This is a genomic window from Nocardiopsis halophila DSM 44494 (assembly GCF_000341245.1).
Classification (GTDB): domain Bacteria; phylum Actinomycetota; class Actinomycetes; order Streptosporangiales; family Streptosporangiaceae; genus Nocardiopsis_A; species Nocardiopsis_A halophila.
Genome location: NZ_ANAD01000139.1, coordinates 1 through 12,805 on the forward strand (window position 1 = coordinate 1; position 12,805 = coordinate 12,805).

Below are 12,805 nucleotides of genomic sequence, written 5' to 3' on the forward strand. Positions count from 1 at the left end.
CCCCGCCGCCGGTGCAGTTGCTCGTCCTCGAAGCCGTCGCACTGGCGTCGGCCGGCGTGGGCGCCGTGATCGCGATCCGGGGGATGCTGCTGTGAACGGCGCCCCCCGTCCTCGGACGAGCACGCGAGAGAGGATCATCGAGGCCGCGGCCTCCCTCATCCCCGAGGTGGGGTGGGGCGGCGTGAGCAGCCGGCGGGTCGCCGAACGCGCGGGCGTGAACACGGGCGTGATCCACTACCACGTGGAGAGCATCGACGAACTCCGGCGCATCGCGGCAGTACGCAAGATCCGGACCTTCTTCCTCGACCGGATCGGCGGTGCCCTGGCACAGGAGGATCCCCTCGAGGCCGTCGAATCCATGCTCCACGGGCTGTGCTCCGGCGACTCGCGGGATCCGCAACTCCAGCTCCTCTACGAATCCCTCGTCGCGGCGAGCCGGGACGAACGGCTGCGCTCCGAGATCGCGGCCTCCCTGGCCCAACTGCGGCGGTGGCTGACCGACTGGTTCGCCGAGCGCGGGGTCGCACATCCGATCCCGGCGGCAGTGACCGTCACAGCGGCGTTGGACGGCTTCCTGCTCCAGCGGATGCTCGACCCGGACCTCGACCCCGCCCCCCTCATCGAGGGCCTGGTCGCTCTGGTCGGGCACGGCCCGGCCTAGACCCGTGCACGGGAAGGGAATCCGTCACAGGCACCGACCCGGCACCGAGTCGGGTGTGTTTCCGAGAACGCCCGCCGTGGGGGCGGCATTCGGATTCCGATAATCCGACCCGCCTTTTTCTTCACCCCGGCCGCAGAAGCGGGGAATCGCGCTCGGAGATCGCGGGGGAAGAACGGCGGACCGGAATGCGATCTCCCTCACACTTCCACTCCGGGGTGCGCGGGGCGGGACCGCCTGCGCCTTCCGGCGTCCGGCCTGCGATGCGGGGGTGCGCCCGGCTCGGTGGTACGCTAGGGCCGATGAGCTCTGGCTTGGCACCGGAGCAGGCCCCACTAGCATACTCTGTATCGGCCACCTGGAGCGTCGGTTGAGGCGGGAGCTGCGCGGGCCTGGTCTCGCTGGCGCTATGCTGGACGATCCTGCAGGGGACGTCCGGTACGGCAGCGGCCTTGTCGACCAGACTCACGCGTGAGTAGTCGCCTTGGCTCGGAGTAACGTCGAGTCGACATACCCGGATCGCTGAGTTCCGGCCCGGGCCGGAGCCGATTCATCAGGGATGCATACCGATACGGAGTGAATGATGTCCAAGCGTTGCGACGTGTGCGAGAAGGGCCCGACCTTCGGTCGGCGGGTTTCGCGGCTCGGTAAGAATGCGATGCACCGCCGGATCAAGGGCCGTTCGAACCGCATGATCCTTCCGAACATCCAGACGGTCCGGACCGTTGTCGACGGCGCCCCTCAGCGCCTCAAGGTCTGCACGTCGTGCCTGAAGAGCGGCAAGGTCGCTCGCCGCTCCGCGTGACCTCCCGGTCGTGCCGCCCCTGATCTCCTCAGCCTGATCATCGCGGCGGACGCCACCGGCAGCCGGAACCCCGGCGCGGGGACACGTGGGGCGATCGGCTCCCCGGGCCCACCGTCCCGAGCGAGGCCGTGCCGTCCGCTGAGCTTCGGCCCCCTTGGGCGACTCGTCGAGTCGCCCAAGGGGGCCGAAGTCGTCTCCGGGGAGGCCCCGGGAGGCCGCTGCGCCGTGGCTCAGGCCACGCGCAGCGGCATCACCAGGTAGCGGAACTCCGGCAGTCGGCGCTCCGCCTCAGGGGCCTCAGGAGCCTCCGGCACGTCGCTGATCACCACGGGCCGGGTGGGCCCGGTCATGTCCATGCGCGCCCGCGCGGTGGTGACCCCGGCCAGGCCGTCGAGCAGGTAGCCGGGCGCGAAGGCGACGCGCATCGGCTCGCCCGTGTAGTCCACCGCCAGCGCCTCGGCGGCCTGGGCGTCCTCGCCCGAGCCGGCCTCCAGCACCGCCTCGGCCCCGGAACCGGCCCGGTCCGGCGCGAAGGAGATGCGGACCGGTGACGAGCGGTCCGCCACCAGGGCGACCCGCTTGACCGCCTCGACGAACGGCGCGAGCGGCACCTCGGCGCGGGCCGAGGGCTCGGCCCCGAAGCGCTTCTCATAGGGGACGAAGTCGCTGTCGATGAGGCGGGTGGTGCTGCTCCGGCCGCCGCTCTCGAAGCCGATCATCCCCTCGCCGCCCGAGGCGCCCCGCCCCGTGAGGAACACCCCCACCTCGGCGGCCGGGTCCAGGGTGCGGGCCAGGTCGCTCAGGGTGCGCGCGGGGACCAGCGCCGACGCGGGGGCGTCCGGGTGCTCGGACCGCCACGGCATGCGGCGCACGGCGATCCGGTACCGGTCGGTGGCGGCCAGCGCGAGGGTGTCGGCCCCGAAGTCCAGGTGCACCCCGGTGAGCATGGGCAGGGTGTCGTCCCGCCCGGCGGCCGGGACCACCTGGCGCACCGCCGCCGCGAACGCCTCGCCGGGCAGCGAGCCCGCCGGCGGCGGCATCTCGGGCAGCAGCGGGTGGTCCTCCAGCGGCAGGGTGACCAGGGTGAACCGGGCCGGGCCGCAGGTGATCAGCGCCCGGCCGCCGTCGGCCTCCACCTGCACCGGGCGGGCGGGCAGGCTCCGGGCGATCTCGGCCAGCAGCCGGCCGGAGACCAGGACCGCCCCCTCCTGCTCGACCTCGGCCTCCACCCGCGCCCGGGCCGAGACCTCGTAGTCGAAACCGGACAGCCGCAGCCCGCCTGCGGCGGCCTCCATGCGCATGCCCGCCAGCACCGGCATCGCGGGCCGCAGCGGAAGGGCCCGGGCTGTCCAGGCCACGGCGTCGGCGAACGCGTCTCGGTCGGCTCGCACCCTCACCGGCAGACCTCCTGGGAGTCGCCTCACGGCCCGCGCCGGGCCGGAACTGCCGTCACCGTACTCGGCGGCGCCGACAGTCCCCCGGCCGCGCCCTCGCCCCGGGTCGTTCCCCCGGGCGTTCCGCGGAAGCGTGCCGCGGCCGGCTCACTCCCCCTTGCGGTCGGGCTTGAGCGTCCACACGACGGTGACGTGGCCGGTCACCGTGCCGTCCGCGGTGCGCAGCTCGACCTCGACGGGGAACTCCGGGCGCCCGCCGGCGTCCAGCTCGGCGACGACCTCCTCGCGCGGGCGCCCGAGCCGGGCCTCGGCGGTCATCTCGCCCATCGCGATCTTCTCGTAGGTGCTGGTGGCGGTGGTGGGCAGCGGCACGGCCCGGTCCAGCTGGTCGCCGAAGGTGCTCAGGATGATGGCCCCGGAGGCCGACTCGGCCAGGGTGAACATCGCGCCGGCGTGCGGGCCGCCGATGTGGTTGTGGTGCGCGGGCTCCTCGGGCAGCCGCATCACGCAGCGGCCGGGCTCCAGCTCCTCGAAGCGCAGCCCCAGGGTGCGCACGAAGGGCACGCTGGCCAGGAATCCGGCCTTGATCGTCTCCGCCGTCTCGGCGTTGCTCGGTGTCATGGACCCAAATGTTACTTGCGAGTAATACCCGGGGGCCAGTCCCCCGGCGCACCTCCTTGCCCCGGCGCCCGCTCCAGGGCTTAATGTCGGTGCGGTTCCGGGCGCCGTACGCCCGGACCTGTGGACGGGGGGGTCACCATGCACCTGGCGGCGGGCGAGAGCGTGCCCGAGTACCTGATGCCGCTGACCGTGCTGCTGTGCGCGGCGGCGGGCATCGGATACGCCTCCACCCGGCTGCGGGTGGTGCCCATCGTGGGCTTCCTGCTCGCCGGGGTGCTGATCGGCCCGTACCAGCTGGGCCTGGTGGACAGCACCCGGGTGGTGGAGGACGCCGCCGACATCGGGGTCATCCTGCTGCTCTACACCATCGGCATCGAGTTCTCCCTGGAGCGGCTGGCCGCCATCAAGCGCTACGTCCTGGTCGGCGGCGGGCTCCAGGTCGCCCTGGCGGCGGGCGTCACCGCCGGCGCCGCCGCCCTGTTCGGCGCCGGCTGGCGGGCCGCGGTCTTCACCGGGCTGCTGGTCGCGCTCTCCTCCACGGCGATCGTGCTCAAGGTCCTGGCCTCGCGCGGGGACACCACCCGTCCGGTCGGCCAGGCCGGGGTGGCGGTACTGATCTTCCAGGACCTGGCCGTGGTGCTCATGGTGCTGTTCCTGCCGCTGCTGGCCGGAGAGGGCGGCGGCCCGGGGGAGATCGCCCGGGCGCTGGGCACGGCGGCCGCCGTGCTGGCGGTGGTGCTGGTGGTGGCCCGCAAGGTGATGCCGCCCCTGCTGGAGGCGGTGGCCCGGGCCTGCTCGCCGGAGGTCTTCCTGCTCACCGTGGTGGCGCTGGGCATCGGCACCGCGTTCGTGACCTCGCTGGCCGGGGTGAGCGTGGCGCTGGGGGCCTTCCTGGCCGGGCTGGTGGTCAGCGAGTCCCGGCACGGCCAGCACGCGCTGGGCGAGGTGCTGCCGCTGCAGATCGTCTTCAGCGCGCTGTTCTTCGTCTCCATCGGGATGCTGCTGGACCTGCGCGCGCTGGCCGAGCTGTGGTGGCTGATCGGGCTGATCGCCCTGGGCGTGGTCGCCGTCAAGGCGGTCACCGGGGCCGTCGCCCTGGCGGCGCTGCGCCTCGGCGCGCCCACGGCGGTCGCGGGCGGGCTCATGCTGGCCCAGATCGGCGAGTTCTCCTTCGTGCTGCAGCGGGCCGGGCACGACGCAGGGCTGGACTTCGCCGCGCTGGGCGACCGCGGTGAGCAGGTGCTCATCTCGGTGACGGTGGTGCTGATGGTGGCGACCCCGGCGCTGGCCGCGCTCGGCGACCGCCTGGGCCGGGTGCTGGGCCCGCGCCGCGGCGCCGCTCCGGCCCCGTCCCCGGCGGCCAAGAAGGACCCCGCGGCCTGCGCCGAGGAGGACCCGGTGCTGATCTCCGGCTGGGGTCCGGTCGCCCGGGAGGTGGCGGCCGCCCTGCGGGCGCGCGGGGTCCCGGTGTCGGTGACCACCCTGGGCCCGGACCTGGCGGCCGAGGCCGAGGCCGCCGGGTACCGCGTGGTGCGCGGCGACCCGGTCAAGCGCAACGTGCTGGAACAGGCGGGGCTGCGCTCCGCCCGGCTCGTGCTGATCTGCGAGAACGACGGGGAGGAGGCGGCCGCCATCGCCGCGGTGATCGCCCGCGCCGCCCCCGACGCCCCCATCGCGGTGTGCCCGGTCGACGTCCCGGACCCGCGCGCCCTGGCCCGGGCCGGGGCCGACCGCGTGGTGGACGCCCCGGCCTCGGTCGCCGACCGGGTGTGCGCGACGGTGCTGCGGCGCCTGGGGACGGCGCCGGCCGCGCCGGGGGACCGCCCGGCGACCGACACGGTGGTGGACTTCCGTCCCGATCCGCAGGCCGCGTGCCCGCACGCCCCCGGCATCCGCCCCGTGCTGCCCCGCTCGGCGGGGTGCACCGCCTGCCTGCGCGAGGGCAGACGCGACTGGGTCCACCTGCGCACCTGCCTGACCTGCGGCCATGTGGGCTGCTGCGACTCCTCGCCGTCCCGGCACGCCTCGGCCCACGCCGCGGACCACGACCACCCGGTCGCCGCATCCGCCGAACCCGGCGAGGAGTGGGCCTGGTGCTTCGAGGACCGCACGACGATGCCGGCCGCGGACTGACCCGGGCACCCGCCCCTGAGCGCCGACGGAAGCGTCGACCGAGGTTTTCGTTGGCTGTGCGGAACTGACGCAACGATGGCGCGGAGCGCCGGAGAGCGTCGATCGGAGCACTCCGGACCCGCAGGTCCCGAGCGCGATGGTCCGCTGCGCGCGGACTCCGGAGCCGCCGCCTTCGCGTTCGTTCCGTTTGTTCCGTTGTTCCGTAGCGGCCGAGCGCAATCCGCTCACAGGCCTCGGGGACGCGCCCCGCGGGGGCGATGGAAGGGGGGTGGTGCGGGGAGCGGCCGGCGGGCGCGACAGGACGGCGCACGATTGAATATGATCATCATTTTTAATCGATCGCGGAAGGACCGCCCGTGGACGCCCCGACGATCCATTCCCCGAAGGGGACGCACACGTCCACGGGGAGCAGGGGGAACACGGGGAGCACGCGCACCCGCCCGGCGTCCCCGGCTCCCGACTCCCCTGAGGCGCGGAGCGTGAGCTAGCATGAGCGCGGAGCGCGGTCGTGCCGCCGGGCGGTGCCCGGTGCCCGGCACCGTGTCCACGGAGGGTTCGCATAGCGGCCTAGTGCAATGCTCTTGAAAAGCATCAAGCCCTTGACCGGGCTTCGTGGGTTCGAATCCCACACCCTCCGCAGTCCGGGCCCGCCCCCTTCAGGGGGCGGGCCTTTCTCGTTCCATGAACCGGATTTACGCAGGTCCACCGGATTTCTCGCGACAACAATTGGTCCATGTACCGCAATTTTTCGCAACCGAAACGTGATACCTCTCACGGGGGCCTCTGGATGCGGAAATGACTCCGGGGCCTTGTGTTCGGCATCGACGGAAATCAGGATGATCTCTCGGTAGGGCCTGAAGACCCTGGATCCACTGGGGCTCAGGCCTTCCCGCTGTGCGCACCCCCTTCGCACCTTCGATCCACGCATGAGGAGATCCCCTTGGTCGAACCGTTCACATCCGAACGGCATGAGCGCCTGCGAAAGGAAGTCAGATCATTCGCAGAAGCCGAAGTCGCCCCCCTTGTACCGGAGATGGAAGCCTCCCGGACCGTCCAATATGAACTGTCGCGCAAGATCGCCGAACAGGGGTGGATCGGCGTGACCATCGATACCGACCACGGCGGAATGGGCCTGGGCCACCTGGCCAAGACCGTCATCATCGAGGAGCTCTCGCGCGTGAGCGGCGCCATGGGCGCCATGGCGCAGGCCTCGCAACTGGGCGTCGCCAAGATCGTGCACTTCGGCGACGACCGGCAGAAGAAGACCTGGCTGCCCGAGATCGCCTCGGGCGCCTGCCTGCCCACCATCGCCGTCACCGAGCCCGAGTCCGGCGGCCACGTGCTGGGCATGGCCACCACCGCCGTGCGCGACGGCGACGACTACGTCCTCAACGGCAGCAAGGTGTTCGTCGGCAACAGCCACGTCGGCGACCTGCACGGGGTCGTGGTGCGCACCGGGCCCGGGTCCAAGGGCCTGTCCGCGTTCCTCGTGGAGGCCGACCGCCCCGGGTTCTCCCTCGGCGAGCACGTGCCCTCCATGGGGCTGCACGGCTTCAGCTTCGGGGAGCTGGTGTTCGAGGACTGCCGGGTGCCCGCGGCCAACCGGCTCGGCGACGAGGGGGACGGCCTGCCCGTCGCCTACTCCTCAAGCGTCCTCTACGGCCGTGCCAACCTGGCCGCGGTCTCGCTCGGCATCCACCAGGCGATCGTCGAGGAGACCCTGGCCTACGCGTCCGAGCAGCAGCGCTACGGCAAGCCGCTGGCCGAGCTGCCGAACATCAAGATCAAGCTGGGGATGATGCAGTCCCGGCTGATGACCGCCCGCATCGCGCTCTACCACGCGGTCCACCTGCTCGACCGCGGGCTGCCCTGCGACGCCGAGCTGATGAACGCCAAGCTCGTCAACGTCGAGAGCTCTCTGGACAGCGCCCGCAACGCCATGGAGGTGCACGCCGCCTGCGGCCTGTTCACCGACCGCCCGCTGGAGCGGTACGTGCGCGACGCCCAGCACATCTTCGCCCCGGCCGGCACCTCGGACATCCAGCTGCTGCGCCTGGCCGAGTTCGGCCTCGGCTCGTCCAAGGGGCAGTGGTCGGAGCGGCTCGCCGCGCCGTTCGCCCCGGAGTACGCCTCCGCCTGAGCGCCGCACCGGTGCCGCACCCCTGCCGCACCGACGCCGCCGGGCTCCGGTCCCTGGCCCGGGGGCGCACACGGCGGCGGACCGCCACGGCCCCCGGCCACCGTGGACGACACGGGGAGCGCGGTGCGGGGCACCGCGCTCCCGGCGGCGCTATTCGGCCGCGGCCTGCTCGGGGCCCACCCGCCGGTGCACCATCGCCATCAGCTCGGCGGCCCGCTCCTTGATCAGCTCCAGGCCCGGTCGCCCCCACGGTCGGGCCTCCCGGTCCACCACACAGATCGTGCCGAGGGTGGTGCCGTCCCGGTCGATCAGCGGCGCCCCCATGTAGGAGCGGATACCGATCTCGTCCACCACCGGGTTGCCCGCGAACCGCGGGTAGTCGCACACGTCGTCCAGCACCAGCGGCAGGCGGCGGGCCACCACGTGCGGGCAGTAGCCGTGGTCGCGCTCCATCACCCGGTCGGGGGTGTCGGCGGCGCTGGCCTCGGTGCTCAGGACCGTTCCGCGCTGGGCGCTGTCGGAGACGTACAGTCCGGCGAAGTACTGGTGGTCCTCCTTGATGAAGTTGACCATCGCGAACTGGGCGCCGGCGGCCTGGGCCAGCTCGCGCGCGAAAGCGTCGAACTCGGCGTCGGGCCCCGAGCCCAGGCCCAGCTCCTCCAAGCGCGCGACGCGTTCGGCGGCCTCCCGGTCTTCGGGGACGATGATGTGTCCTTCGGATGCGTCGGTCACGGGGGACTCCAATTTCCGCAGGGTTCGCAGTGCTAGGGGGACGCGGGGGCGGACATCAGGTGGCGGACCAGGCCGATGAGCACCTCGGTGGCCGATCGGGCGTCGCGCGCGTCGCACATCAGCACCGGGGTCGCCTCGCCGAGCTTGAGGGCCGAGCGCACCTCCCCGTCGGTGTAGCGGTAGGCGCCGTCGAACTCGTTGACCGCCACCAGGAAGGGGATGCGGCGGTGCTCGAAGAAGTCCACCGCCGCGAAGCAGTCCTGAAGGCGCCGGGGGTCGGCCAGCACGACCGCGCCCAGGGCCCCGTTGGACAGCTCGTCCCACATGAACCAGAAGCGGTCCTGCCCGGGGGTCCCGAACAGGTACAGCACGTGCCCGGGGTCCATGGTGATGCGGCCGAAGTCGAACGCCACGGTGGTGGTCGTCTTGTCCTCGACCCCGTGCAGGTCGTCGTGGCCGGCGCTGGCGGCGGTGATGAGCTCCTCGGTGCTGAGCGGCTCGATCTCGCTGGCGGAGCCGATGAAGGTGGTCTTGCCGACCCCGAAGCCGCCTGCGACCAGGACCTTGACGGCGGTCGGGAACGGGTCAGAGCCGTCGCTGTAGGCCATCGAGCAGGATCTCCAGTAGGCGTCCGTCGGAGGGGTCGGCGGTGGGGCCGGGCGCCTGGGCGGCCACGGCCCCGGCGTCGACCAGGTCGGACAGCAGGACCTTGGTGACCGCGGCGGGCAGCCGCAGGTGCGCGGCCACCTCGGCCACCGAGGTGGGCCCCTTGCACAGCCGCAGGGTGCGGGCGTACTCGGGGGACAGGTCGCCCTGGCCCACCCGGCCGGTGGAGGCCACCAGCGACATCAGGTCCAGCTTGCGGGTGGGCGCGGTGCGCCCGTTGCTGACGGTGTAGGGGCGGACGAGGCGGCCGGCGTCCTCGTCGATGAGGGGTTCGTCGTCAGCGGCCATGGCCGCCCGCGGTCTCGGGGGCCGACCGTGCCGGGGTGGCCAGGAACGGCCGCACGCTCTTGATGAGCTGGGACATCTCGTAGCCGAGCACGCCGGCGTCGGCCTCCCGGTCGGCCAGCACCGCCAGGACCGACCCGAAGCCGGCCGAGGCGACGAACAGCAGGGTGGTGTCCAGCTCGACGACGACCTGGCGGACCGCGTCGCCGTCGCCGAACCGCACGCCGGTCCCGCGGGCCAGGGAGAACAGGCCGGAGGCGATCGCCGAGAGCTGCTCGGCTCCCTCTCGGTCCAGGCCGTGCGCGGCCTTGGTGAGGCCGTCCGAGGACAGCAGGACGGAGCTGCGGGTGTGCGGGACGCGCTGGACCAGGCCGCTCAGCAGCCAGGCGAGGTCCGATTCCGGACCCGGGGGCGCAGGGCTCACCATCGTGTTGGACTCACTTTCAAGGGGACGGATCACTCGAAAGATCGGCTGGGGGCGTTCTCCCCCGGGTCAGGCCCCTAGGCGCTGGGGGCGTCGTCACCGCCTTCCTGCTCGGCACGGCGAAAGCCCCCCTGATAGGCGGCCATGAGGCCGAGCGACGGCACGTCGCCGCCGGGGCCGCCGGGGCCACCGGCGTTCCCGGGCGGTCCGGACCGACCGGGCTGGTCGGCGTGGCCGGGGGACGGGTCGGGGCGGCGCAGTTCCGGGGCGAGGTTCTCCTGGACGCGCCGCTCGGGCAGCGGCGGCCGCGCGGAGTTGTCCGGCGGCACCGCGGTGCCCTCGGCGCCCTCGGCGCCCTCGGTCGCGGCCGGCCGCGGTGCGGGCGGCGGGGGCGGCGCCGGTCGGGCCGCGCCCGCGCGCTCGAAGGCCGAGGTGACCACCGCCGACTGCGCGGAGGGCATCGGCCCCGGGGACGCGTCCCGGGGCGGCGCCGGAGTCTGCGGAGGGACAGGGGCCTGGGGCGGGGCCTGGGCCACAGCCGGAGCGGGCCGCTCCGCGGAGATGTTCGGCGCAGGCGCGGGGTTCTGCACCGCGGCGGGCTCCTGCTCCGCGGTCGGCGCGGCCCGACGCCGGGGCCGCTCGTCGGCCGTGCCCAGCAGCGCCGACGGCAGGACCACCACCGCCAGGGCGCCGCCGTAGACGCTGGGCTGCAGCTGCACCCGGGCGCCGTGCTTGCGGGCCAGGGTGGCGACCACGAACAGGCCGATGCGGCCGTCGCGCAGCAGCTCGCCGATATCGACCCGGTCGGGGTCGGCGAGCAGCTCGTTCATCCGGCGCCGCTCCTCGGGCGGAACGCCCAGGCCGCGGTCCTCCACCTCGACCGCGATGCCCGCGCCGACCTCCTCGGTGCGCAGCAGCACCCGGGTACGCGGCGGGGAGAACTTGGTGGCGTTCTCCACCAGCTCGGCGATGAGGTGGATGACGTCCACGACGGCGCCCCCGGCCAGCGTCCCGCCGGAGGGCGGGACCACCTTGACCCGGGAGTAGTCCTCCACCTCGGCCACGGCCGAGCGCAGGACCTCGTAGAGGTTGACCGGGCGGCTCCAGCGCCGCCGGGAGGAGGCGCCGCCGAGGACGGCCAGGCTCTCGGACTGGCGGCGCATCCGGGTGGCGAGGTGGTCGATGGTGAACAGGCCCTTGAGCAGGTCCGGGTCCTCCACCTGGGCCTCCAGCTCGTCGAGGAGGCCGATCTGGCGGTGCACCAGGGACTGCATGCGGCGGGCGACGTTGACGAACACCTCGACCTGCTGCCCGGTGCCCAGGTTCGGGGTGGGGACGCCGCCGCTGGGGGCCGGGTCCCGGTGGGCCGGCGCCGCCTCGGCGGTCCCCTTTCCGGACCGGGCACTGTGGGCGTGGTGGGCGCGGACGGCGGCGTTCCAGGCGGCGGTCAGGGCGGCGCGCTGCTCGTGGGCCAGGAGGGCGTAGGCGTCACCGCCGGAGGGGAGGCGGGGTTCGGCGACCGGCCGGACGTCCTCGCCGCGTTCGATCCGCTCGGACAGCCGGACCAGCTCCCCGCGGGTGCGCTCGCTGCGCCGACGCAGGGCGTCGGCGGCCTGGTCGACCCTGGAGGTGGCGCGCTCGGCCAGCAGCACGGCCCCGGCCAGCACCAGCGCCGTGCAGGCGCCGGCCGCGATGAGCACGACGGCCACCGTGATGTCCGAGGGGGGCGCGGTGAGCAGGGCCGCGATGGCGACGGTTCCGATGAGCGCGACCAGCAGGGCGGGGAGGACGGAGATCCACACGTGGGCCGAGCGGAAACCGCCCGGTTCGGCGTCGGGTTCCTCGCCCAGCACCGGCGCATCCCCGGAGGCGCCCGCGACGGTCGGGGAGAATTCAGACATCGCAGTCCTCGGTCGCATGGGGTCGGATCGGCAACAGGGATCACGATACGACCTCTCCGACCCTGATGCGGACAATATTCATTCCGTACGAGCGCAATTCACCCGCCCGACTCCCGACCCCGGAAAACCCTGCGGCTGCGCCCCTCCCGCGATCTGGAACACCACCCGTAACACGACGTGAGCCGACGTCTGGGCCCCCATTCGCCGCGACGCCGACACCTTTTACGACCTTGTTCCAGATTCAGACACCGAGCAACATAATGGACATGAATACCCGCCACGAGTGACCCACACCACCCCATCCTCACGAGCTACCCGGACGAGCTGCCCGGAAGCCCCCCGACCGGGACCGGACCGGAAGGCGACGACCGAACGGCAGGTACCCCACTCACGCCCGCCAGCCGGGTACCGGGTGGTCGGAGTGCCAGAGGGAAGGCAGCAACAACGGAACGCGGCGGTTCCCCGAGGGGCGCCAGTCGGCCGCCGGGCCCCTCGCGGTCCGGCAACAGCAGCAGCAACGACGGGACAGCAGGTGCCCCGCTCACGGCTGCCAGCCGGGCACCGGGCCGTCCGGGTGCCAGGACGAGGGGCGGCGACGAGCAGGAGGGGCGGTTCCCCTGGCCTGCCGGTCGGCCGCCGGGCCTCTCGCGGTCCCGGCGATGAGCAGCGACGACGGCGCAGGCTGGTACCCCGCTCATGGGCCCCGGCCGGGCATCGGGCCGCCGGAGTGCGGGGAGATGGGCGGCGACGAAACGGCAGGTACCCCGCTCCGGCCTGCCTGCCGGGCGGCGGGGCCCCGGCGGTACCGGCGGTGAGCAGTGGCGGCGGAACGGCAGGTACCCCGCTCACGCCTGCCGGCCGGGTGCCGGGCCGCCGGGGCGAAAGGGGGGAAGGCGGCGACGAAGCGGGGCGGCTCCCCGGTGTCGCAGGTCGGCCGCCGGGGGCCTGCCGCCCTGGCGGGCCCCTTCCTTTTCGCGTTCCGGGCATACCGGGCGCACCAGGCGGCGGCTGGGCATCGTGAGTGGTGGTATCGCCACCCAATTGCA

General features: G+C 73.4%; 11 protein-coding genes and 1 tRNA gene. 5 read left to right on the forward strand and 7 right to left on the reverse strand.

Features of this window, described 5'->3' with window-relative positions:
* Window positions 1-91: 91 nt before the first annotated feature.
* Window positions 92-661, forward strand: a complete 570-nt coding sequence (locus tag D450_RS30450) for a TetR/AcrR family transcriptional regulator (RefSeq protein WP_017539836.1) — start codon at window positions 92-94, stop codon at window positions 659-661.
* Window positions 662-1,238: 577 nt separating this feature from the next.
* Window positions 1,239-1,463, forward strand: a complete 225-nt coding sequence (gene rpmB / locus D450_RS0116885; protein ID WP_017539837.1) for a 50S ribosomal protein L28 — start codon at window positions 1,239-1,241, stop codon at window positions 1,461-1,463.
* A gap of 230 nt (window positions 1,464-1,693) precedes the next feature.
* Here rpmB and dnaN read toward each other — a convergent pair whose 3' ends face one another.
* Together dnaN and D450_RS0116895 are read right to left on the reverse strand one after the other, a co-directional pair.
* The gene (dnaN, locus tag D450_RS0116890) at window positions 1,694-2,860 is read right to left on the reverse strand and encodes a DNA polymerase III subunit beta (RefSeq protein ID WP_017539838.1); all 1,167 of its coding nucleotides are present in this window, start codon (window positions 2,858-2,860) and stop codon (window positions 1,694-1,696) included.
* A 144-nt stretch (window positions 2,861-3,004) separates the two neighbouring features.
* A complete protein-coding gene (locus D450_RS0116895) occupies window positions 3,005-3,478 on the reverse strand; it encodes a DUF4442 domain-containing protein (RefSeq protein ID WP_017539839.1) in 474 nt (157 codons plus the stop codon).
* A 120-nt stretch (window positions 3,479-3,598) separates the two neighbouring features.
* Here D450_RS0116895 and D450_RS0116900 point away from each other — a divergent pair, with 120 nt between their 5' ends.
* The 3 genes from D450_RS0116900 to D450_RS0116915 all read left to right on the forward strand — a co-directional run bounded on the left by D450_RS0116900 (window position 3,599) and on the right by D450_RS0116915 (window position 7,751).
* Complete coding sequence (locus tag D450_RS0116900) at window positions 3,599-5,611, forward strand: cation:proton antiporter domain-containing protein (protein ID WP_017539840.1); 2,013 nt, start codon at window positions 3,599-3,601, stop codon at window positions 5,609-5,611.
* A 548-nt stretch (window positions 5,612-6,159) separates the two neighbouring features.
* Window positions 6,160-6,248: transfer RNA gene (locus D450_RS0116910), tRNA-Ser, on the forward strand.
* A 303-nt stretch (window positions 6,249-6,551) separates the two neighbouring features.
* The gene (locus D450_RS0116915; protein WP_083932680.1) at window positions 6,552-7,751 is read left to right on the forward strand and encodes an acyl-CoA dehydrogenase family protein; all 1,200 of its coding nucleotides are present in this window, start codon (window positions 6,552-6,554) and stop codon (window positions 7,749-7,751) included.
* A 150-nt stretch (window positions 7,752-7,901) separates the two neighbouring features.
* Here D450_RS0116915 and D450_RS0116920 read toward each other — a convergent pair whose 3' ends face one another.
* The 5 genes from D450_RS0116920 to D450_RS35225 all read right to left on the reverse strand — a co-directional run bounded on the left by D450_RS0116920 (window position 7,902) and on the right by D450_RS35225 (window position 11,759).
* Window positions 7,902-8,483 (reverse strand): GAF domain-containing protein, encoded by a 582-nt coding sequence (locus tag D450_RS0116920; RefSeq protein ID WP_017539843.1) that lies wholly within the window; start codon window positions 8,481-8,483, stop codon window positions 7,902-7,904.
* Between the two features lie 32 nt (window positions 8,484-8,515).
* A complete protein-coding gene (locus D450_RS0116925) occupies window positions 8,516-9,091 on the reverse strand; it encodes a GTP-binding protein (RefSeq protein WP_017539844.1) in 576 nt (191 codons plus the stop codon).
* Window positions 9,069-9,437 (reverse strand): DUF742 domain-containing protein, encoded by a 369-nt coding sequence (locus D450_RS0116930; RefSeq protein ID WP_017539845.1) that lies wholly within the window; start codon window positions 9,435-9,437, stop codon window positions 9,069-9,071. The genes D450_RS0116925 and D450_RS0116930 overlap by 23 nt, the downstream gene beginning before the upstream one ends.
* Entirely contained in the window at window positions 9,427-9,861 is a 435-nt protein-coding gene (locus D450_RS0116935; RefSeq protein WP_017539846.1) for a roadblock/LC7 domain-containing protein, read from the reverse strand. Before D450_RS0116935 ends, D450_RS0116930 begins: the two co-directional genes overlap by 11 nt.
* A 74-nt stretch (window positions 9,862-9,935) precedes the next feature.
* Window positions 9,936-11,759 carry a sensor histidine kinase gene (locus D450_RS35225; RefSeq protein ID WP_017539847.1) on the reverse strand — a complete coding sequence of 608 codons (1,824 nt, stop codon included), beginning with the start codon at window positions 11,757-11,759 and terminating at the stop codon, window positions 9,936-9,938.
* Window positions 11,760-12,805 lie beyond the last annotated feature (1,046 nt).